Origin of the sequence: Acinetobacter sp. UBA5934 (assembly GCF_002430855.1) — a bacterium.
GTDB lineage: Bacteria > Pseudomonadota > Gammaproteobacteria > Pseudomonadales > Moraxellaceae > Acinetobacter.
The window spans coordinates 1-20,534 of record NZ_DJDC01000017.1 but is presented as its reverse complement, the minus strand read 5'-3'; the positions used below and the strand labels follow the sequence as shown (position 1 = coordinate 20,534).

Annotated in this window: 20 protein-coding genes and 1 pseudogene; 12 read left to right on the top strand and 9 right to left on the bottom strand. The window is 40.9% G+C overall.

The window, feature by feature from the left end; genetic code table 11:
* A pseudogene (locus B2Y23_RS01300) lies at positions 1-1,245 on the top strand (insulinase family protein); the annotation flags it as partial.
* Between the two features lie 22 nt (positions 1,246-1,267).
* Positions 1,268-2,422, top strand: coding sequence for a phospholipase A (locus B2Y23_RS01295; protein WP_291354588.1), 1,155 nt, complete (start codon positions 1,268-1,270; stop codon positions 2,420-2,422).
* 66 nt (positions 2,423-2,488) lie between these two features.
* On the opposite strand, the gene B2Y23_RS01290 is transcribed toward B2Y23_RS01295, so the two are convergent.
* Both B2Y23_RS01290 and B2Y23_RS01285 read right to left on the bottom strand, forming a co-directional pair.
* Positions 2,489-3,829, bottom strand: a complete 1,341-nt coding sequence (locus B2Y23_RS01290; protein ID WP_291354589.1) for a TrkH family potassium uptake protein — start codon at positions 3,827-3,829, stop codon at positions 2,489-2,491.
* Between the two features lie 3 nt (positions 3,830-3,832).
* Positions 3,833-4,483 carry a potassium channel family protein gene (locus B2Y23_RS01285; RefSeq protein WP_291354590.1) on the bottom strand — a complete coding sequence of 217 codons (651 nt, stop codon included), beginning with the start codon at positions 4,481-4,483 and terminating at the stop codon, positions 3,833-3,835.
* Positions 4,484-4,785: 302 nt separating this feature from the next.
* Between B2Y23_RS01285 and B2Y23_RS01280 the strand changes: the two genes are divergently transcribed.
* Positions 4,786-5,331 (top strand): hypothetical protein, encoded by a 546-nt coding sequence (locus B2Y23_RS01280; RefSeq protein ID WP_291368531.1) that lies wholly within the window; start codon positions 4,786-4,788, stop codon positions 5,329-5,331.
* A 60-nt stretch (positions 5,332-5,391) separates the two neighbouring features.
* On the opposite strand, the gene ilvA is transcribed toward B2Y23_RS01280, so the two are convergent.
* The gene (ilvA, locus tag B2Y23_RS01275) at positions 5,392-6,930 is read right to left on the bottom strand and encodes a threonine ammonia-lyase, biosynthetic (RefSeq protein WP_291368529.1); all 1,539 of its coding nucleotides are present in this window, start codon (positions 6,928-6,930) and stop codon (positions 5,392-5,394) included.
* 107 nt (positions 6,931-7,037) lie between these two features.
* On the opposite strand from ilvA, the gene rpiA reads away from it, so the two are divergent.
* Both rpiA and B2Y23_RS01265 read left to right on the top strand, forming a co-directional pair.
* Positions 7,038-7,709, top strand: a complete 672-nt coding sequence (rpiA, locus tag B2Y23_RS01270) for a ribose-5-phosphate isomerase RpiA (protein ID WP_291354593.1) — start codon at positions 7,038-7,040, stop codon at positions 7,707-7,709.
* A 107-nt stretch (positions 7,710-7,816) separates the two neighbouring features.
* Positions 7,817-8,491 carry a M48 family metallopeptidase gene (locus B2Y23_RS01265; protein ID WP_291368527.1) on the top strand — a complete coding sequence of 225 codons (675 nt, stop codon included), beginning with the start codon at positions 7,817-7,819 and terminating at the stop codon, positions 8,489-8,491.
* A gap of 39 nt (positions 8,492-8,530) precedes the next feature.
* On the opposite strand, the gene B2Y23_RS01260 is transcribed toward B2Y23_RS01265, so the two are convergent.
* Positions 8,531-9,268, bottom strand: a complete 738-nt coding sequence (locus tag B2Y23_RS01260) for a hypothetical protein (protein ID WP_291368526.1) — start codon at positions 9,266-9,268, stop codon at positions 8,531-8,533.
* Between the two features lie 211 nt (positions 9,269-9,479).
* Here B2Y23_RS01260 and argC point away from each other — a divergent pair, with 211 nt between their 5' ends.
* The 5 genes from argC (at position 9,480) to B2Y23_RS01235 (ending at position 14,575) form a co-directional block, all read left to right on the top strand.
* Positions 9,480-10,535, top strand: a complete 1,056-nt coding sequence (gene argC, locus B2Y23_RS01255; protein WP_291368524.1) for an N-acetyl-gamma-glutamyl-phosphate reductase — start codon at positions 9,480-9,482, stop codon at positions 10,533-10,535.
* Positions 10,536-10,613: 78 nt separating this feature from the next.
* Positions 10,614-11,369, top strand: a complete 756-nt coding sequence (locus B2Y23_RS01250) for a DUF6776 family protein (RefSeq protein ID WP_291368523.1) — start codon at positions 10,614-10,616, stop codon at positions 11,367-11,369.
* A gap of 18 nt (positions 11,370-11,387) precedes the next feature.
* A complete protein-coding gene (gene clpS / locus B2Y23_RS01245; protein WP_291354598.1) occupies positions 11,388-11,801 on the top strand; it encodes an ATP-dependent Clp protease adapter ClpS in 414 nt (137 codons plus the stop codon).
* Positions 11,802-11,810: 9 nt separating this feature from the next.
* The gene (gene clpA, locus B2Y23_RS01240) at positions 11,811-14,087 is read left to right on the top strand and encodes an ATP-dependent Clp protease ATP-binding subunit ClpA (RefSeq protein WP_291354599.1); all 2,277 of its coding nucleotides are present in this window, start codon (positions 11,811-11,813) and stop codon (positions 14,085-14,087) included.
* Positions 14,088-14,221: 134 nt separating this feature from the next.
* Positions 14,222-14,575 carry a YnfA family protein gene (locus B2Y23_RS01235; protein WP_291354600.1) on the top strand — a complete coding sequence of 118 codons (354 nt, stop codon included), beginning with the start codon at positions 14,222-14,224 and terminating at the stop codon, positions 14,573-14,575.
* 25 nt (positions 14,576-14,600) lie between these two features.
* Here the strand turns inward: B2Y23_RS01235 and B2Y23_RS01230 are convergent, their stop codons facing one another.
* The 3 genes from B2Y23_RS01230 to B2Y23_RS01220 all read right to left on the bottom strand — a co-directional run bounded on the left by B2Y23_RS01230 (position 14,601) and on the right by B2Y23_RS01220 (position 16,855).
* The gene (locus B2Y23_RS01230) at positions 14,601-15,029 is read right to left on the bottom strand and encodes a hypothetical protein (RefSeq protein WP_291354601.1); all 429 of its coding nucleotides are present in this window, start codon (positions 15,027-15,029) and stop codon (positions 14,601-14,603) included.
* Between the two features lie 142 nt (positions 15,030-15,171).
* Positions 15,172-16,092 (bottom strand): ornithine carbamoyltransferase, encoded by a 921-nt coding sequence (gene argF, locus B2Y23_RS01225; RefSeq protein WP_291354602.1) that lies wholly within the window; start codon positions 16,090-16,092, stop codon positions 15,172-15,174.
* A 112-nt stretch (positions 16,093-16,204) separates the two neighbouring features.
* Positions 16,205-16,855, bottom strand: coding sequence for a TetR/AcrR family transcriptional regulator (locus B2Y23_RS01220; RefSeq protein WP_291354603.1), 651 nt, complete (start codon positions 16,853-16,855; stop codon positions 16,205-16,207).
* Between the two features lie 245 nt (positions 16,856-17,100).
* On the opposite strand from B2Y23_RS01220, the gene prpB reads away from it, so the two are divergent.
* Both prpB and prpC read left to right on the top strand, forming a co-directional pair.
* Positions 17,101-17,976, top strand: a complete 876-nt coding sequence (gene prpB / locus B2Y23_RS01215) for a methylisocitrate lyase (protein WP_291354604.1) — start codon at positions 17,101-17,103, stop codon at positions 17,974-17,976.
* A gap of 23 nt (positions 17,977-17,999) precedes the next feature.
* Entirely contained in the window at positions 18,000-19,136 is a 1,137-nt protein-coding gene (gene prpC / locus B2Y23_RS01210) for a bifunctional 2-methylcitrate synthase/citrate synthase (protein ID WP_291354605.1), read from the top strand.
* A gap of 47 nt (positions 19,137-19,183) precedes the next feature.
* On the opposite strand, the gene B2Y23_RS01205 is transcribed toward prpC, so the two are convergent.
* Positions 19,184-19,807 carry an aminotransferase gene (locus B2Y23_RS01205; protein WP_291368520.1) on the bottom strand — a complete coding sequence of 208 codons (624 nt, stop codon included), beginning with the start codon at positions 19,805-19,807 and terminating at the stop codon, positions 19,184-19,186.
* 2 nt (positions 19,808-19,809) lie between these two features.
* Positions 19,810-20,286 carry a CinA family protein gene (locus B2Y23_RS01200; RefSeq protein ID WP_291368518.1) on the bottom strand — a complete coding sequence of 159 codons (477 nt, stop codon included), beginning with the start codon at positions 20,284-20,286 and terminating at the stop codon, positions 19,810-19,812.
* Positions 20,287-20,534: the final 248 nt, after the last annotated feature.

Genomic DNA, 20,534 nt, shown 5'->3' with positions numbered 1-20,534 from the left:
TTGGTGAAAATTCCAGATGAAGTGGTGCACTCGCCATACTTCAATTTGCTGTCTGTTTTGTTGGGTGAAGTCGGTGCTGGCGAGTACGATTATCTTGAGCTACAGCAACTGCAAACCGCAGTGAGCGGTGGTGTAGGCATGGGCGCATCTTTACGCTCAAAAGTGGATGACAAAAATAAAATCAGCGCTTGGCTCACGTTAACCACCAAATCTCTTGTGAATAACTTTGAAGCGATCCGCATCTTGAAGTTGGCTTTTGAACAACTTCGTTTTGATGAAAAAGACCGTATTATTGAATTATTGCAGCAACGTAAAACACGTTGGCAATCGCGTATTTCAGGTTCTGGTCATAGCTATGCCATGCAAATTGCATCACGTAATTGCAGTGCCTTGGCACAGCGCGATTATCAAAATACCGGTTTGGGGGCACTGAACTGGTTAGGTGACTTGGTCAATAAAATTGAAAATGATGAAGTTGCTTATGAGGCTTTAATTGCAGAGCTCAAAGCGATTCATCGTTTACTTTTACAGGCACCAAAACAGTTCCTGCTGGTTTGTGAAGAACATCAGTCTGATCGTTTGATTGAAGAAGTTCAATAGGTTTGGGATAAGCTGGCAGTTGATCAAACACCGGTAGAATTAACGCCAGTTTTCACAGAAAATAGCAATAAAGACGAAGCCTGGCTGATTCAAGCCAATGTTCAATTCTGTGCTTCAGCTTATGCTGCAGTTGAGGTCTCTCATCCAGATGCTGCACCGCTGATGGTACTGGCTGCATATTTACGTAATGGCTTCTTGCATAGTGCGATTCGTGAAAAAGGCGGTGCCTATGGTGGTGGCGCTAGCTACGATGGTAATGCCTGTTCGTTCCGTTTCTATAGCTATCGTGATCCGCGTCTGGCAGAAACCTTTAAAGACTTTGATGCCAGTATTGACTGGTTGCTGAATACAGAACACCAGCCACATCAACTCGAAGAAGCGATTTTGGGCTTGGTTGCGAGCATGGATAAGCCAGGTTCTCCTGCCGGAGAAGCAATTAGTGCCTGCTATGCACTCTTGCATGCACGTACACCTGCGGTGCGCAAGCAGTTACGTGCGCGTTTACTTGCTGTAACTCTGGATGATTTAAAACGAGTTGCAGAACAATATCTGGTTCAGCAAAAACCGGTCAAAGCGGTGGTTGCACCGGTGGCTAAGCGTGAAGCATTGCTTGAACTTGGTTTTGATATTAAGCAAGTGAACTAAAACATAATTCGAGGAATACTCTATGGCGTTCAAACAACTTGAACGCACTACCTTGCAACTGAGCATGATCATGCTCAGTTCTTTGTATGTGACGAATATTAATGCGCAAACACCAGAATCTTTAATTACACCAGCAAGTCCTGAAGCCTGTGTGGGTTTAGAGTCGAATGCTGATCGTCTGGCTTGTTATGACACTTTATTTAAGGTGCCTGAAGCAGAGAAACCACAGCTGGTGTCTGAGCGTCAAGCAGCCAATCAAATTGCGCCGAAACCGACAGAACCTGAAACGATCAAAGAAAAAATCAGCCATGGTGTGAATAACGTATTTGCAGCGGAAGGGCCAAAAATTGACCCGAATACCTCTTTGCTGGACAAGCGTTGGGAACTGTCTCCTGAAAGCAAACTTGGAACCTGGAATATTCGTGCGCATCAGCCGGTTTATTTACTTCCGGGATTCTGGACGTCAGACAAAAATGAGCGTCCTTCCAGTCCAAATGAAAACAATACGGTACAGGTAGGGGATGACCAAAACCTGAAATCGATGGAAGCAAAATTCCAGTTGTCGTTAAAAACCAAAGCAGTTGAAAACCTGTTTGGTGATAATGGCGATGTCTGGTTCGGTTATACCCAGTCATCACGCTGGCAGGTCTATAATGCGGATGCTTCGCGTCCTTTCCGTGAAACTAACTATGAGCCTGAAGCGAGTCTGGTTTTTCGGACCAATTATGAAATTTTGGGCTTAAATGCTCGCTTACTGGGCGTGACCTTTAACCATCAGTCCAATGGTCGTGCCGATCCCTTATCACGTAGCTGGAACCGTATTATCTTTAATCTCGGTTTAGAGCGCGATAACTTTGCGCTGATGTTACGTCCTTGGTATCGCATTGAAGAAGATGCCAAAGATGATAACAACCCGGATATTAAAAATTATATCGGTCGTGGTGACTTGACTGCATTCTACCGCAAGAATGATCATGAATTTTCACTGATGCTGCGTCACTCGCTAAAAGGCGGTGATGATGCACATGGGGCAGCGCAGTTTGACTGGGCATTCCCAATTAGCGGTAAATTACGTGGCCATTTTCAATTATTTGATGGCTATGGTGAAAGCCTGATTGATTATAACCACCGTGCGACTTATGTCGGTTTAGGTGTGTCTTTAATGAATTGGTATTAAAATTTATCAGTGCATCAAAAAAACCACTCAATTGAGTGGTTTTTTTATATCGAAAATTAATCGTAATTAACCAATCTGAATATCCGCCGGTGGATGTTTTAAACGGCTCTTTTTTGGAGTGGCAATCAGGTAAGCCAAGGTCAGTGGACCCAAACGACCCGCGAACATCAGCAAGATTAAAGCAATTAGGCTTGCAGGCTGTAGTTCACTGGTGATGCCGCGCGATAATCCGACCGTGCAGGCGGCTGAAACCGCTTCAAACAGTAAATCCAGAAAGTCTTTATTCGGCTCTAAAATAAGAAGCGTAAACAGTCCTAAAAATATCAAGATCGCCGTGATGGAAAGGACGGCAAAAGCCTTAAATGACGTCACTTTTGAAACGGAATGATTGAATACCCGTAACTCTTCAGAACGGCGTAAAAAGGTAATTACACTTAAAACCACAATAATAAATGTACCGACTTTAATACCACCTGCAGTACTTAAAGAACCACCGCCAATAAACATCAGCATGATGGTGACTAAAGTAGAGGCATCGGTCATGCTGGAGATATCCAGGCTGTTGAAACCGGAGGAGCGCGGCACAGTGGCATGGAACCAGGCATTCAAGGCCTGATCGCCTAGGCTCATGTTGGAAAGAGTCAGCGGATTATTGGCTTCCAGAATCCAAATGATGACAAAGGCGGAAAGATTTAAGCCGGCAATGGTAGAGAGCATTAATTTGCTATTGGTGCTTAATTTTTTCCAGCGACGGGCACGTTTTATATCCATCAGTACCACAAAACCAATACCGCCAATAATGTAAAGCATACTGATGGTAAAGGTAATGAAATAATGGTCGGCAAAACTCATCAAACTATTCGGGAATAGGGAAAAGCCGCCATTATTAAAAGCGGAAACACTATAAAAAGCCGCATAAAAAAAGGCGCGGGAAAAATCATATTCCTGCATCCAGGCAATGGTTAAAATGACGGTACCAATCGCCTCAAAAAATAAGGAATATAATAGTACACCTTTAATGGTGAAAGACACCTTGGCCAGACTGGTTTGACCAATGGTTTCCTGCGCCATCATTTGCTGTTTGAGCCGGATATTGGAAGAAAGACTCAATGCCGCCAGTATGGCAAAAGTCATAAAGCCCAAGCCGCCACATTGCAGTAACAGCATAATGATGACTTGACCAAAGGTGGTATAGGAATCTCCGACATTCACCACCGAAAGTCCGGTAATGGTTACCGCGGAAGTTGAGGTAAACAGGGCATTGAGCCAGCTTAACTCACCATGATGGGCAATGGGTAATTTTAACAATAAGGTACCGGCGACAATAAAGCTCAAAAAACCCAGAGCCAGTAAACTGGGAGGGCTAAGATTGACTGTATTGGTTTTTTTATTTTGCGGCTGATTCATATTTTATTTAAACCGGGCAGACAGTTTTCGTAAGGGTTCAAGTTCACCTTCAACCAATAAAATATCACCTTCTTGCAGAATTAAATGAGGATCAATCTTAAACAGAATATCCTTGCCGCGTTTATGCAGCAGGGTTTTAACTTCGCTATTATGGTCCATCAGATGGTTAAAGCGTTCACCCTGCAGACTTTTTTTAATTTCAATTTTGACAATAAAATGATTGTCTTCTAATGCCATATAGCGGCTGACCATCGGGTAGCTTAAAGACTGGGCAATACGGGTACCCATATCTTCTTCGGGGTGAATGATTTTATTCACCCCCAGATGGGCCAGTATCATGTGGTGTGCTTTAGATTTGGCTTTGGCCCAAATCTTGTTCATGCCCATATTTTTCAGATGCAGGACACATAAAATACTGGCTTCAATATCTTCGCCAATCGCCACGACGACCGCTTCACAGTTTTGAATATTCAGTTCTCTAAGCACATGTTCATCGGTGGCATCGGCAATCACAGCATGAGTGAGCTGATCAGAGATATTTTCAACATATTTTTTATTGCTGTCGATTCCAATGACATCATGGTTTAGTCCGACCAGCTCTGTAGCTACCGTTGCGCCAAAACTGCCTAAACCAATGACTGCAAATAATGCCATTCAGCGTATTCCTTATCTGGTTTTTATATGCTTTTGATTCATAAAATGTATGTGTATAGGGACTCATTTTATAATTTTATGATTGATTCAGCTATCGGGCTTACAAAATTATATATAACAAAGGCTTATTTCTACATCTGTTTACTCACATGATTACAAGACCTTTATTCATAATTTTAAGCATGAGTGAATTGTGAAAGGGATTTGCTAGGTAGGCTTGTTTGGATTGCAGCATGTCATAAAACATTCAAAAAATCTGGATATGATTTATTTTTAAAACTCTATTTTTATAGTGAATGAAAATGGATGATAAAAAGATTTTTAGATTATTACAGGAATGGTTCCCTAGGTTGAAACAACAGGAAATCCCGAAGAAGAAGCATCGGGATATTTTTCAGAACTTTCTGGCATGGATAAAAGCTGAAAAAGTGAATAAACAGAATTGTACCTATTTAATGGCAGTGGATGCTGAAAACCCCTATGAAAACAGCTTGGAACAATGTGCTGTTTTACAGCATATGAACATTGATATGGGTTTAACCCAGCAGAAAATTCGTGAAAGAGTGACTCCTTTATATCAACACTATGAAAAGCATAAACAGGTGATCGGGAAATATTACAATGTCCATGCACATGCTTTTGATATTGTTTTTGAAGAAATTTACACTCTTCTAAAATCTCAAAATTTTGAACTATTAATTATCTATGCGGAAAAAGCCTATTGGATGGCAGTGCCTGATCAGGATGTCAAAATCCATAAATTCTGTAAGTTTTTCTCGAAACAATTTAAGCATGAAGAGATTTGTATAGAACACTATATAAAAATGGACTGTCTTAGATCGATTTAAAAATTTGGAATATAAAAAAGAGCCAGTACATGGCTCTTTTTTAATGTGATTTTTAATCACTTATTTCAAGAAACGCTGATAACCTAGGTTATTGGTAATTTCTGCATATGGATAAGTGATACTTTCCAATGTTTCAATCAAACCATCCGGATTTTGTTTCGCATCGCTTGCTTCTAAGCCAACCAGTACACGACCTTCCGCAGCGCCGTGGTTGCGGTAGTGGAACAAGGTAATGTTGTGGGTAGGGCCAAGACGTTCCAGGAAAGTCAGTAATGCACCTGGGCGCTCTGGAAACTCGACACGGAATAAACGTTCATTTTCAATGTCTGCATGACCACCCACCAGATAACGGATATGCAGTTTGGCAACTTCATCATCAGACAAATCATCAACATCATATTGCGTTGCTAAGGTGTCATAAATGTCATGACGTTCTTTTTCACCACCTTTTAAGCTAATGCCGACAAACACTTGAGCAGCACTAGAAGAGCTGGCCCGGTAGTTGAATTCAGTGATGTTACGACCTTGCAGGGCACGGCAGAAGTTCAGGAAAGAGCCTTTTTCTTCTGGAATAGTGACTGCGAAAATAGCTTCTTTACGTTCACCGAGTTCGGTACGTTCAGCAATATAACGCAGGCGGTCGAAGTTCATGTTGGCACCACAAACAATCGATACCATGTTTTTACCTTCCAAGCCATGTTCAGCGACATATTTCTTGATTCCGGCAAGCGCCATGGCACCAGAAGGTTCAACAATGCTGCGGCATTCGTCATAAGTATCTTTGATGGCAGCACAGATTTCATCCGTGTTCACCAGAACAACCTCAGGTTCAACAATTGGACCTGAGTTGTCAGATTTTTGCAGGCGAATCACATCAAACGGTTTTTCACCAATCTGCGCAACCGCAGTACCATCGGCAAATAGACCTACAGATGGCAGAATCACACGTTCATTGGCTTCAAAAGCCGCTTTTAAGCAGGCAGATTCGTCATATTCCACAGGAATGACTTTGACATGGGGTGCAACATCCCCTAGATAAGCGGCAACACCGGCAATTAAACCGCCACCACCAACGGCAACAAATACATATTCCACATCACGCCATTGACGCAAAATTTCATTGGCAATGGTGCCTTGACCCGCCATCACCAGTTCATCGTCATAAGGTGGAATAAAGGTCATGCCATCATCAATAGAACGTTGAATCGCGTATTTGTTGGCAACGTCAAAAGAATCGCCATGCAATAGCACTTCACCACCCAGGCGTTTAACAGCCTGGACTTTAATATCAGGTGTGGTTTTCGGCATCACGATAATGGCGCGAATTCCCAGTTTTTTACCAGACAGAGCCACACCTTGCGCATGGTTACCTGCTGAAGCCGTAATAACGCCACGTTCCAACTGAGATTTCGGTAATTGACTAATACGGTTATAGGCACCGCGTAGCTTGAAGGAAAAGACAGGTTGTAAATCTTCGCGTTTAAAGCGAATGTTATTATTTAGCTTTTCACTAATTCGTGGCGCTGCTTCGAGTGGGGTTTCGATTGCAACGTCATACACCGTTGCCTGTAATATTTGTCGAACCAAACGAGACAGCATGTTAATTTTCCATCTAACAGTTTAAAATAGGCCTTTATTGTAACAAACCCCTGTACATTTGCGCTGTTTAATCAGCAACAAATGTCAAAAAATAGTTGAGCCAAGTTATGAGTCTGTATGCTACCCAAGATGAAAAGAAACAAGCTGCCGCAAAAGCTGCTTTAAAACACTTGCCTAAAGGCGGGATTTTGGGTGTAGGTACAGGAAGTACTGTGAACTTCCTCATTGAATTATTGCCAGAATTGCAACTGGAAGCTGCGGTTGCCAGCTCTGAAGCGACTGCCGAGCGCCTTAAAAAATTAGGCATTGAAGTGGTTGATATGAATTCAGTTGGCGGCCTAGATGCTTATGTAGATGGCGCAGATGAAATTGATCGTCACATGCATATGATTAAAGGCGGCGGTGCGGCATTGACCCGTGAAAAAATCGTTGCGTCGATTGCAAAGAAATTCGTGTGTATTGTTGATGATTCAAAATGGGTAGAACAGTTGGGTCGCGATTTCCCGTTGCCTGTAGAAGTGATTCCAATGGCACGCTCTGCAGTAGCACGTAAAATTGTCAGCTTGGGCGGTGATCCGGTTTATCGTGAAGGTGTAATCACTGATAACGGTAATGTGATTCTAGATGTACATAACTTGAATATCTTAAATGCGCTTGAACTCGAAAAGACCATCAATGACATTCCGGGTGTGGTGTGCAACGGTATTTTTGCAATTAATAAAGCAGATATTGCTGTAGTTGCAACAGATAACGGCATTGAAGAACGTACTGCGGTTTAATCCCTTGATTCAATAGATAGAATCCCCCTAAATCCCCCTTTGCTAAAGGGGGACTTTTAAAAGCCCCTCTTTGAAAAAGAGGGGTTGGGGGAGATTTAAAAAAACAAATGACCCCAAACGACCTACCTGAAATCCAGATTGTCCGTCATGCGCGAGCGAAACGTTTGCGCTTACGTGTCGACTCGGCTCAAATTCGTTTAACTGTACCGCTGCTTTGCAGCAAACGAAAAATTCAAAACTTTCTAGATCAAGCTGAAGAATGGTTACTAAAAACCTGGCAAGAACAAAAAACAGCGATCCAAGACCGCGTTTTACCGACCGAACTCCAGCTTTTTAATTTAGCGCAGCCTTTACAGGTTGTTTATAAAAGCCAAAAAAATTCTTTTATTTATGATGAATTAAAAAATCAACTTTTGATTAGCGATCGTCAGCCCGAACAATATTTAAAAGCTTTCGTGATGGCTTATGCCAAGCAGCATTTACCCATTTATTTAGAGCAAACCAGCCAGAAATGTGATCTGAATTTTGGAAAATGCGCGATTCGCCAACCGAAAACGCGTTGGGGCAGTTGCTCGGCGAAACATGACATTATGTTGAATAGTAGTCTAGTATTGTTCCCTGAACATGTTACCCGTTATGTTTGTGTACATGAGCTGGCGCATACACGGCATTTTGATCATAGTCCAAGGTTTTGGGCTGAAGTACAAAAACATGATGTCAATTTCCAGCAGCATCGTAAAATTTTAAAAACCAGTCCAATGCCTTGGTGGTGGTGTGCTTAGACAAAATATCTACAAGGGAATTTCACTTAAAAAAGCGAATTATCCTTTAAGCTCATGTCTGCTCAATGTAATCATTGTAGGGAGTCCTAAGGTTTTGAAGAGTGCTGTTCTTGAGTATGGATTCTTTAGGCATTCTTTTTTAATCAGCGATTTCATTTCATTTTTAAAATTATCTCTCGGGTATTTTTCTAATACTTGTTTCACAAAACTATAATTAAAAAGATTCAACTCTGATCCAATGACATCAAAGGAAGTGGCTTTTTGCAGTAATAAAGATTCTTTGGAAATATTTGAATCATGTTCATCTAAATAACCATTCATATGCAGGCAGATTGCATCTGAAATATTTTGAGTTTTCTCTATCTCATATGAATTTTTTTGACAGATGGCTTCGCTTCTTAAAGCACTTTCTAAAGTAAAGCACTGACATGAGAAGTTTGCTTGAGGATCAGCCAAACCGACATTATGCATTAAACTCGCAATAAGATAAGACTCATGATCAAACTGCCAATTTTTGGTATTGGCCACAGCAATTCCCCAAAAATAACATCGCCAAGAGTGTTGAATAATTTCAACTGAGGAACATTGATTTAATTCTGAGATCACCTCTTGAACAATGGGAGTATCGGGAACCAGGTAATCTTGAAGATTGAGTTGATTACTTCGGTTATAAGGTTGAAAGAACGTTTTGCTATAAGCGAATACTGATGGAATCAGGGTTCGGTTGATGAGTTTAATTTTTTCCCTAGTTGATAATTTTCCGTTAGATGTTTTCATCCATATGCGTGACCCTATCATTTTTATATTCTCTGCTATTATTTCAAATTAGATTAATTACTCTAATTTAATGATGCAAGTGCTTCTCTTTCCTTCAACTTAGGATTTAAAAGCTTAAATAAAATAAGCGAGATCGGGTAAAACAGTTCAGAAAACCAAAACTTCCTGTCATACTACGCAGTTACGAAATGGACACTTTAGATTTGAGGTAGTGATCGTGATTACTGTTGGTATTGTCGGTGGTACAGGTTATACAGGCGTTGAATTGTTGCGTCTTTTACTACGACACCCAAATGTGCAAGTAAATGTGCTGACATCACGTACCGAAAATGGTCGCCGTGTCGATGACATGTTCCCAAGCCTACGCGGTCATACCGATCTTCAATACTCGGATTTGAACATCGATGAATTGAAAAAATGCGATGTCGTGTTCTTTGCAACTCCGCATGGTGTAGCCATGAAACATGCGGCAGAACTGGTTGCAGCAAATACTAAAGTCATTGACCTGGCAGCGGATTTCCGTTTGCAAGATTTGGAACAATTTGAAAAGTGGTATGGTCTTGAACATGCCTGCCCAGATATTTTAAAAGACTCAGTTTATGGCCTGTCAGAACTCAACCGTGACAAAATTAAGCAAGCTAGCGTGATTGGTAATCCGGGTTGCTATCCAACGACTGTGCAACTGGGTCTTGCGCCATTATTTAAACAGGCTGAAGCATTGGTGAAACCTGAAAGCATTATTATTGATGCAAAATCAGGTGTTTCTGGTGCAGGCCGTAAAGCCAGTCTGGGCATGATTTATTCTGAAAATGCTGATAACTTTAAGGCTTATGGCGTGGCAGGTCACCGTCATCATCCTGAAATTGTGGAAGCACTGGAAAATATTTCCGGTCAAAAAGGTGTGTTTAATCACATTGTATTTGTACCGCATTTGGTGCCGATGATCCGTGGTATGCTCAGCACCATTTATGTCGATTTGACCGATGCCGGTGATGCGGCGGACCTGCAAAGCTTGTATGAACAGTTCTATGCCAATGAACAGTTTGTCGATGTGATGCCAGCCAACAGCTCACCTGAAACACGTTCTGTGCGCGGTGCAAATCAGCTTCGTATTGCGCTGTATAAACCGCAACCGAAAAAACTGATTGTGCTCTCTGTACAGGATAATCTGGTGAAAGGTGCGGCAGGACAGGCAGTACAAAATATGAACCTGATGTTTGGCTTTGCTGAAAATGCAGGCCTTGCAGGAATTGGTTTATTACCATAAAAAACGTTTTTCAACTTCACACACATTTGGATTTGGATTTAAATGTGTGTTTTGAATGAATCAAAATAAGAGATGACGATGCCGAACTCTGACTCAAATACTCCGTCACAACTGTCTTTTCTCAGTAAAAAGCCTTTTTTAAAGGGCAATTTACCACTGGGAATTAGTGCTGCCATTCTTATTCTGGGAAGTGGTTTGCTGGGCTATTCAGTTGGGCATCGGCAAGGTTTGACTGTAGTCGGCTATGAAGCTGATGCCGAACAACTGGTAGAAGTGGTGCAAAAGCAAAAGAGCAGTTTGCAAACATTGAACAAGAACTTGAATTTGGCTGTACAGGAACGTGATGTTGCGGTCAGTAATTCAAATGATTTGTTTGCTGCTTTGAATCAGGCACGTGAGGATAAAACCCAGGCTGAAGGGTTAAGTGCAATTTACCGTGAAGTATTGCGTCAGCGTGGTGGTTTAAGTCTGACCATACAAAATATCGGGATTAAACCTTTACCTGAAAATGCCTATGAATATCAGCTTGATCTGGTTCAAGTGAGTCCAAATAAACGCAGTATTTCAGGAACTGTAGAATTGCGTTTAATTCAGGGTACGGAAGTTTTAGTTGTTCCTATGGAAGATAAAAACTTTAACTTTGAAGGTTATGAACGTTTAACCGGACGTTGGACCATGCCTAAAGGCTTTACCCCGCAATTCATTGAAGTGCGTTTAAGCGGTGCAACAAGTACGCCAGTAATTAAACGTTTTAGTTGGGGCCGTGGCAAACCGATAGAGAGTCAATCTGCATTTATTTCTGAAATTCCTCAAGCAGAAGCAAATGCACAATAAATGTGAATTAAAAATCCTATGCGAATGAATAAGCGTCAAAATTGTTTAAATGCCATCAAAAATTCTTTTCATCAATCAGGATATGTCGATTGGCATATTAGTCCACGCTTAGGTCATGACTCGCAAGATGAATCTGAAGGTGAAATCGCAGTACAAACTGCGCCGCCTGAATTAAAACGTCCGCCGATGTATGCTGTTGTTTTAATGAACGACGATTACACCCCAATGGACTTTGTAATTGAAATTTTACAACAATACTTTGCTTTAAATCTTGACCAAGCAACCCAAGTAATGCTAACTGTACATTACGAAGGGAAAGGTGTTGCAGGCGTTTATCCACGTGACATTGCGGAAACGAAAGCGAACCAAGTCAATAATTATGCTCGGTCTCAAGGTCATCCATTACTTTGCCAGATTGAGCCAAAAGATTAAGGGGATTACATGCTCAGTCGTCAATTAGAAGTATCTTTACGTTTGGCTGTAAGCATGGCTCGTCAAAAGAGACATGAGTTTCTCACGGTTGAACATTTATTGTTGGCTTTACTTGATAATGACTCTGCTGTAAATGCGCTTAAAGCGTGTGGTGCGGACATTATCGTTCTACGTAAAGAGCTAGAAGAATACGTTGAACAACACACCCCTAAACTAAGTGAACATAGCGATCAGGCGCCGCATCCGACTGAAAGTTTTGATCGTATTCTGCAACGTGCGATTTTTCATGTGCAATCCAGCGGTGGCGATCGAACTGTTGAAGGCGCAGACATTCTTGTTGCGATGTATTCTGAACGTGATTCTTTTGCGGTTTATTTGCTTAAACGTCATCAAATTAATCGTTTAACTTTAACCCAATATTTGTCACATGGTACACGTAAGGAAGACGTACAGGCAGAGGAAGAAGTAGAGGAGCTGGATGGTGAAACGTCGAATTCTTCTAATGCAGGTCCGCTGGATTTATATACCACCAATTTGAATATAGAAGCGCAAAAAGGAAAAACCGATCCTTTGATTGGGCGTGAAAAAGAAATTGAACGTACAGCACAAATTTTATGCCGTCGCCGTAAAAATAATCCCTTGCTGGTCGGTGATCCTGGTGTAGGTAAAACCTCGATTGCAGAAGGTCTGGCTTGGTTGATTGTCAACGGTAAAGCGCCTAAACCACTGGCGAATGCAGAGATATATAGTCTCGATATTGGTGCCTTGGTTGCAGGAACCAAATATCGTGGTGACTTTGAAAAGCGCTTGAAACAATTGTTGAATGCCTTGAAAAAGAAACCGGAAGCTGTGTTATTTATTGATGAAATTCACATGATCATTGGTGCTGGCTCAAGCATGGGCAGTACCATGGATGCATCGAATCTGATTAAACCGGCTTTGTCGAATGGTACCTTGCGTTGCATCGGTTCAACCACTTTTCAGGAATACCGTCAGGTGTTTGAAAAAGATCATGCATTGTCGCGTCGTTTCCAGAAAATTGATGTCAATGAACCTTCTATTTCAGAAACCATAGATATTTTACGTGGCTTAAAATCGAAATTTGAAGATTTTCATCACGTACAATATGAAGATAAAGCATTGGTTTCTGCGGTAGAGTTATCAGCCAAGTTTATTAATGACCGTTTCTTGCCAGATAAAGCGATTGACGTGATTGACGAGGCAGGTGCTCAGCGCCGTTTAAAAGCGGAGCAGGATGACAGTCTGATCACGGTTGAAAATATTGAAGACATCATTTCGAAAATTGCGCGTATTCCGCCGAAAACCGTATCGAAAGATGATAAAACCGTACTTTCAAATCTTGAGCGTGACCTTAAACGTGTGGTGTTCGGTCAGGATGAAGCTATTGAGGCACTCGGTTCTGCAATTAAATTATCACGTGCCGGGTTGAAATCACCAGACAAACCTGTTGGTAGCTTTGTCTTTGCAGGTCCTACAGGTGTCGGTAAAACTGAAGTAACCAAGCAGTTGGCAAAACTTTTGGGTGTGGAGCTGGTTCGTTTCGACATGTCGGAATATATGGAGCGTCATGCGGTTTCACGTTTAATTGGTGCGCCTCCAGGTTATGTTGGTTTTGACCAAGGTGGTTTGCTCACCGATGCGATTCATAAGAGTCCACATTGCGTATTGCTGCTGGACGAAATTGAAAAAGCTCATCCAGATGTATTTAACTTGTTATTGCAAATTATGGATCACGGTTCATTAACCGATAATAATGGTCGCAAGTCAGATTTCCGTAATGTGATTCTTGTGCTCACCACCAATATCGGCGCTGAAAGTATTTCACGTGTCAGCATTGGTTTTAGAGAGCAAGACAATAGCAATGACAATCAGGAAGCGATGAAGAAAGCCTTCTCTCCAGAATTCCGTAACCGTCTGGATGGTGTGATTCAATTCAAGGCATTGCCAACCACGATTATTGAAAATGTGGTGGATAAATTCCTGACTGAACTTCAAGCTCAGCTGGATGATAAAAAAGTCATTCTTGAAGTGGATAAGAGTGCGCGTGAATGGATGGCTGAAAATGGCTATGACCGTTTAATGGGTGCCCGTCCAATGCAACGCCTGATTCAGGAACATCTGAAAAAACCATTAGCCGAAATGATTTTATTTGGTGAATTGGCTGAACATGGTGGCAATGTTTCGGTATCTGTGAAGAAAGAGAATGGTAAAGCGGTGGGTCTTAAACTTGAAGTGTTTGAAGATCAAACTGCAGAACCTGCTTAATCATTAAACCTCATAAATAAAAAACCCGTGTTCACACGGGTTTTTTATTTATTTCAAGCCAAATTTTTTGTGCTTTCTTTAAAGTATGATTTTAAAATCATTTAGAAAGCGAAAATGGATGTGAACCCCGGCTTATGGATATACATATAACTAAAGTGTTAACCACGGTCTTTTTATTTTTTGTCACTGCAATTATGGAAATTCTGGGCTGTTATTTTCCCTATCTGATTTTAAATCAGGGAAAAACCCAGTGGTTCTGGATTCCGACCGTCTTGGCGCTGGCGGCATTTGTCTGGCTGCTTACTTTGCATCCTGCAGCATCGGGTCGAATTTACGCAGCCTACGGTGGAATTTATATTTTTACCGCATTAATGTGGTTAAGATTTGTTGATCAGATCAGTTTAAGTCGGTGGGATCTAATGGGCGGACTGGTGGTAATTGCTGGGGCAATGATTATTATTTTGCAGCCGCAAGGTTTGATACGTTAGTGAACTAACGTATCAAGATATTTTCTTAAAAAGAACATTCCTTATTTTTAATTTTAAAGTCATAGCTCTGGCTTTCAGAGGACAGCTTTAATTCAACATGATAGGGATTTACACGCTGAAATTCATTTTCAAACAATAAGCTGCAACTTTGCAGAATATTTTTTCTCATCAGCTTTTTGACTTCCTTATCACCTACATCTAGAGCGAACTGGGCAAAATCAGGGGTAGTGATAATGCCTTCAATTTTTATTTCATTCGCATTCACTTGGTATTTTTCCATCAGCATGTTTTGATCGATCTGGAAAGGCAGAGTGCGAGAATCCTCATCGCTAATCACATCCAAAATTTCATTTAAGGCTTTACGGTCTTTAATTTTATAAGCGGAATCCAAAATCTGTTTTTTGACAAAATATTGATCCAGTTCAGTGGGTTTGGCCTGAGTGGACTGGAACATAAGAATGCTACTTAGGCAGAGCAATATTTTTTTTAAAGGCATGGTTATAATCGCTTATAAAATTTATGGTTTAAATTAAACAATTTATAGATATAAAAAAAGCACCCGAAGGTACTTTTTTAAGAAACTTTAGTCTGAACGCTTAGTCTTTTTTTAAATTTTCATTAATTAAAAATTCAACCAGCGCTTTTTGCGCATGCAGACGGTTTTCAGCTTCATCCCAAACCACAGCATTTTTATGATCGAGGAGATTTTCAGAAATTTCTTCACCGCGATGAGCAGGTAAGCAGTGCATGAACAAACAGTCTGGGTGTGCCAGATCCATTAAACGTTCATTCACTTGATAATCAGCAAAGGCTTTTTCACGAATTTTCTGTTCTTCTTCTTGGCCCATGCTTGCCCATACATCAGTCACAATCAGGTCAGCATTCACAGCGGCATCTTCAGCTGAGTCAACCAGTTCTACACAGTGAGCAAACTCAGTCAAGAATTTTTCTTGTGGCTCATAGCCTTTAGGGGCTGCAATTTTTAGTTTAAAGCCCCACATGTGTGCAGCTTCAATATAAGAATTACACATGTTGTTGCCATCGCCAATCCAGGCCACAGTTTTGCCTTCAATTGAACCACGGTGTTCAATATAGGTTTGCATGTCTGCTAAAAGCTGGCAAGGGTGGTGGTCATCAGTTAATGCATTGATCACTGGAACTTTAGAATAAGAAGCAAAGCGCTCAACAATGTCATGACCGAAAGTACGGATCATCACAATATCCAGCATGCTTGAAATTACACGTGCTGAATCTTCTACTGGCTCACCGCGACCGAGTTGTGAGTCACGTGAAGAAAGAAAGATTGCGCTCCCACCGAATTGGCTCATACCAGCTTCAAACGAAACACGTGTGCGAGTACTCGATTTTTCAAAAATCATACCCATGACTTTACCAACGAAAGGTTGGAAAACTTCATTGTTATGCTGCTTACGCTTGAGTTCAATCCCGCGTTGCAAAATCTGGTTAAGTTCTAAAGTCGATAAATCACGTAAAGTTAGAAAGTGACGGAGAGCCATCATTTACTCCACAATAATCGCTGAAAATAAATCATCGGCAATTAGTTGCTGGTTAGTTAAGAAAAATACGGAATCGGCTAATATACTATATGCGAGGAAAATTGCAAAAAATCTAGCGTGGTTGATGGCCTTCCAGGAAGCGATCTACGCAATAAGTGATGTATTCGATCGTTTCCTGATCATTTTCTTGAGCTGGAATATTCATTAGAATGCGCCATTCCAAATTTCTTAAAATACCAAAATAGAATTGGGCTGAATAAAGCGGATGTTCACATCTTAAAATTCCTTTGCTATGTGCCTTTTCTAAGGCACAGGCAATTGCGGACTGAATATGCTTGGGACCTTGTTCATGAATATACAGGGCAAGTTCAGGGTTATGCTGGGTCCGCTCTAGAATCAGACGCATAAATGCCGCATTTTCAGGAATTAATAAATGACGGTGAAAATTAATCAGGGTATTGATCAGATAAGATTTAAAATTTTCTTTTCCTTGTTCAAAAGGCAGGCAAATATCTTTAAAAAACTGTTCCCTGCGATAATCACAGATTGCAGTAAATAAGCCTTCTTTATTACCAAAAAACTTATAAATTGAAGCCTTGGAACCCCCCGCGTGATTGACAATATCATCCAGGGATACAGCATCATAGCCGTGTTTGAGAAAAAGCTCATTGGCACTCAGCAAAAGCGCCAGACATCGTTCATGACCACGTTTGGTTTGTGGTGTATCACGCGCGAGGGAGTCTAATTGAGCGAGTTCTTGCATATGGCCTATAGAGAATCAACGATTAAAAAATGAAATCATTTGCAATGATAGCAAATATATGCACACATTTCCTGAAATAGCATTTGTCTTATTTAGTAACAACTATGAAGATTGGAAATAACACTATGTGTTTGATGAATATTTGACTAAAGTTTTAGAGTATAAATTCTAAATAGTCATAGCTAAACAGATGTTTATGGCTATACTCGAACTTCGATAAGTAAAGTGAAACTGTGGAAAGGAAGATGACAGAACAAATGTCTGCAGGCTTAAGATTTAGACAAGCACTGGAAGTGGAAAAACCATTACAAATTATCGGCACAGTGAATGCCTATGCAGCCATGATGGCGAAAGAAGTAGGTTATAAGGCTATTTATGTATCGGGCGCAGGAGTTGCCAATTATTCTTATGGCTTACCTGACCTGGGTATGACCAGTTTAGATAACGTACTGGAAGATGTTCGTCGTATTACCGAACGTGTTGACACGCCCTTACTTGTAGATATCGATACCGGCTGGGGTGGTGCATTTAATATTGCCCGTACAGTAAAACAAATGATTGCAGCGGGTGCAGCAGCAGTACATATTGAAGATCAGGTTGCGCAAAAGCGTTGTGGTCACCGTCCGAACAAGGAAATCGTGTCGCAACAGGAAATGGTTGACCGTATTAAAGCTGCGGTTGATGCCAAAACCGATTCAAATTTTGTGGTGATGGCACGTACCGATGCCTTGCAAAAAGAAGGTTTGCAGGCGGTGATTGACCGTGCATGTGCATGTGTAGAAGCTGGAGCGGATGCCATTTTCGCTGAAGCAATGACTGACATTACCATGTATAAAACCGTATGTGATGCAGTTGGTGTGCCTGTATTGGCCAACATTACTGAATTTGGTGATACACCTTATTACACGGTGGATGAATTGGGTGAGCAGGGTATCCGTATGGTGTTGTATCCATTGTCAGCAACGCGCGCCATGCAAAAAGCAGCATTGGAAGTGATGCGCTCGATTCGTGAAAATGGTACGCAAGTTAACGTCTTGGACAAGATGCAGCAACGTAAAGAGCTTTACGAATTCTTGGATTATCATACGTTCGAAAACACCCTGGACAAATTGTTTAAATAAATAATTCAAAATGGAGAATTAAAATGGCTGAAGGAAAAGTACTCACCGGCGCAGGACTGCGTGGACAAGTGGCAGGTAAAACAGCACTTTCAACTGTTGGTAAGAGTGGCGCAGGCTTAACTTATCGTGGTTATGATGTGCAAGATCTGGCAGAAAATTGCCAGTTTGAAGAAGTGGCTTACCTGATTTTCTTTGGTGAATTGCCGACTAAAGAACAGCTTGCTACATATAAAGCCAAATTGAAATCTTTACGTCAGCTTCCACAAGCATTGAAAGAAGTTTTAGAACGCATTCCGGCAGATTCGCATCCAATGGATGTGATGCGTACCGGTGTTTCTATGCTCGGTAACCTGGAAACAGAAAAATCTTTTGATGAGCAGCAAGATGTTGCAGACCGTATTTTAGCAACTTTACCTGCAATTATTTGCTACTGGTATCGTTATAGCCACGATGGCGTGCGTATTGAAGAAAATACTGATGATGATTCAATCGGCGCGCAATTCCTGCATTTACTTCGTGGTGAAAAACCAAATGAATTGCATGAACAGGTGATGAACGTATCGCTGATTCTGTATGCAGAGCATGAATTTAACGCTTCAACATTCACTGCGCGCGTATGTGCTTCGACCTTGTCTGATATGCACTCATGTATCACAGGTGCAATTGGTTCATTACGTGGTCCATTACACGGTGGTGCCAATGAAGCAGCGATGGAAATGATTGAAAACTGGACCTCTCCAGAAGAAGCTGAACGCGAAATGCTAGGCAAGTTGGAGCGTAAAGAAAAGATCATGGGCTTTGGTCATGCAATTTACAAAGACAATGACCCGCGTAATGGCATCATTAAAATCTGGTCTGAGCGTTTAGCGAAAGATGTCGGTGATACCGTGCTTTATCCAGTATCAGTACGCTGTGAAGAAGTAATGTGGCGCGAGAAGAAACTATTCTGTAATGCAGACTTCTTCCATGCCTCTGCTTACCATTTCATGGGAATTGCAACCAAACTGTTCACGCCAATCTTTGTGATGAGCCGTGTAACAGGCTGGGCAGCACATGTGATGGAACAGCGTGCAGACAACCGTATTATTCGTCCAAGTGCGGATTATACCGGTCCTGAACTGCGCAAAGTGGTTCCGATTGCAGAGCGTACAGCTGCTTAAAACAAAATATTTATAAAGCCTCTTCGGAGGCTTTATTTTTTGGCTGTTTATTTTTTGAGTGTGAGTAACACCGGATCTTCAATGGTATAACCGGTTTCAAAAGGAATACCCAGATATTTAACTACCGCTAAAATCTTTTGTTGCTGGGGAATCTTGTAGGCTTGAGAGATATTTAATCCGTTGCGGTAATCGATCGCCTGATGGATTTGGCTTTTTAAGGTCTTATTGCTGAGCTGATATTTGTAAGTATATTTGGGAATATATTGTTTCGGGTCATACCAGGATTGCTCTTTCGAGCTAGTTTTCTTTAACACTTGTATTTTGATGGATTGCTTTGGTATTGCCATCAAAGGTATCAGTCGTTTTTTAATTTTCGCGACTTCTTTGTCAAACATGCGGCTGTCTTGGTCATAATCAATCTTCTTGGTTTTAGGATTGATATACAGGGAATTTACCTGAGTCAGTTTCTCAGGCTGTTTATTATTTTTAAATTGATAATAATAAAGCTGGGGCAGTCGGCCGCGACCATCTTGATAATGTCTAAGTACATAAACTTTTTGCTCTTTGCTTTCATAACCTAACACTTCGATATTTTGAGGGCCACCCACAGTTGCAAAACTGGTACACGGTAACAGGATTAATCCCAAGCTAAGGATTTTGAGTTTAAGCATGACTAAACTCCTGGTATGAGTTTGATTATTTCTTCGGCAACATATTGGGTTAAGAGGGTGAGTTTGTCTAAAGGTGTGCCTTGAATGAAGTAATGAAAGTTGTGTATTTCATTTAAATATAAAATTGAGATAAAAAATGTGCCTTCAGGTTTATTTTCTGTTGCACTGCCACCGGGTTTGAGTAAACCGGTACAGGCCACCACAAAATCTGCATGGTTAAATAGCTTCTTGCCCTGTATGGCCATTGCTTCTGTCACTTCAGCAGATTCAGCAGTATATTTTTTTATAAGCTCGGCATCAATATTCAGAATATCGATTTTGATTGAGGGGTCATAGCTCACCAAACCACCAAGTAAAATCTCTGCGCCACTATTTTTATAAATTGAAAACTGGCTGGAAAGATAGCCAGAACTGGCACTTTCAATAAAAGCAATTTTTAATTGCTGTTGTTCCAGTAAATCACAGCATTTTTTTAGCATGGGCTGAGGTCTCAAAATAAATGATCTTTAAGTTTGAATGATTCTTCTAGATTCTTTGGACTTGCGATGAACGTATTTTAAATATAATTAAAAATAAATATCTATTCTGGATTATTTAATTTGCGCTTATTTCTTTAAATTTATATTTTTGATTTTTAAATTAAAATTTTATTTAGAGGGGATTAATTATTTTTAATTGCATATAAAACACCAAAAAAACCCGCCATAATGATCTGACCCCCAAAAGT

What these genes read in the sequence shown, in the direction of transcription:
- B2Y23_RS01200 (WP_291368518.1), bottom strand. Translation starts at nt 20,286, where the DNA reads ATGCTAAAAAAATGCTGTGATTTACTGGAACAACAGCAATTAAAAATT.
- clpS (WP_291354598.1), top strand. Translation starts at nt 11,388, where the DNA reads ATGCGAATGAATAAGCGTCAAAATTGTTTAAATGCCATCAAAAATTCT.
- prpC (WP_291354605.1), top strand. Translation starts at nt 18,000, where the DNA reads ATGGCTGAAGGAAAAGTACTCACCGGCGCAGGACTGCGTGGACAAGTG.
- ilvA (WP_291368529.1), bottom strand. Translation starts at nt 6,930, where the DNA reads ATGCTGTCTCGTTTGGTTCGACAAATATTACAGGCAACGGTGTATGAC.
- B2Y23_RS01220 (WP_291354603.1), bottom strand. Translation starts at nt 16,855, where the DNA reads ATGCAAGAACTCGCTCAATTAGACTCCCTCGCGCGTGATACACCACAA.
- B2Y23_RS01290 (WP_291354589.1), bottom strand. Translation starts at nt 3,829, where the DNA reads ATGAATCAGCCGCAAAATAAAAAAACCAATACAGTCAATCTTAGCCCT.
- B2Y23_RS01250 (WP_291368523.1), top strand. Translation starts at nt 10,614, where the DNA reads ATGCCGAACTCTGACTCAAATACTCCGTCACAACTGTCTTTTCTCAGT.
- rpiA (WP_291354593.1), top strand. Translation starts at nt 7,038, where the DNA reads ATGAGTCTGTATGCTACCCAAGATGAAAAGAAACAAGCTGCCGCAAAA.
- B2Y23_RS01260 (WP_291368526.1), bottom strand. Translation starts at nt 9,268, where the DNA reads ATGAAAACATCTAACGGAAAATTATCAACTAGGGAAAAAATTAAACTC.
- B2Y23_RS01280 (WP_291368531.1), top strand. Translation starts at nt 4,786, where the DNA reads ATGGATGATAAAAAGATTTTTAGATTATTACAGGAATGGTTCCCTAGG.
- B2Y23_RS01230 (WP_291354601.1), bottom strand. Translation starts at nt 15,029, where the DNA reads ATGTTCCAGTCCACTCAGGCCAAACCCACTGAACTGGATCAATATTTT.
- B2Y23_RS01265 (WP_291368527.1), top strand. Translation starts at nt 7,817, where the DNA reads ATGACCCCAAACGACCTACCTGAAATCCAGATTGTCCGTCATGCGCGA.
- argF (WP_291354602.1), bottom strand. Translation starts at nt 16,092, where the DNA reads ATGGCTCTCCGTCACTTTCTAACTTTACGTGATTTATCGACTTTAGAA.
- B2Y23_RS01285 (WP_291354590.1), bottom strand. Translation starts at nt 4,483, where the DNA reads ATGGCATTATTTGCAGTCATTGGTTTAGGCAGTTTTGGCGCAACGGTA.
- prpB (WP_291354604.1), top strand. Translation starts at nt 17,101, where the DNA reads ATGACAGAACAAATGTCTGCAGGCTTAAGATTTAGACAAGCACTGGAA.
- B2Y23_RS01295 (WP_291354588.1), top strand. Translation starts at nt 1,268, where the DNA reads ATGGCGTTCAAACAACTTGAACGCACTACCTTGCAACTGAGCATGATC.
- clpA (WP_291354599.1), top strand. Translation starts at nt 11,811, where the DNA reads ATGCTCAGTCGTCAATTAGAAGTATCTTTACGTTTGGCTGTAAGCATG.
- B2Y23_RS01205 (WP_291368520.1), bottom strand. Translation starts at nt 19,807, where the DNA reads ATGCTTAAACTCAAAATCCTTAGCTTGGGATTAATCCTGTTACCGTGT.
- B2Y23_RS01235 (WP_291354600.1), top strand. Translation starts at nt 14,222, where the DNA reads ATGGATATACATATAACTAAAGTGTTAACCACGGTCTTTTTATTTTTT.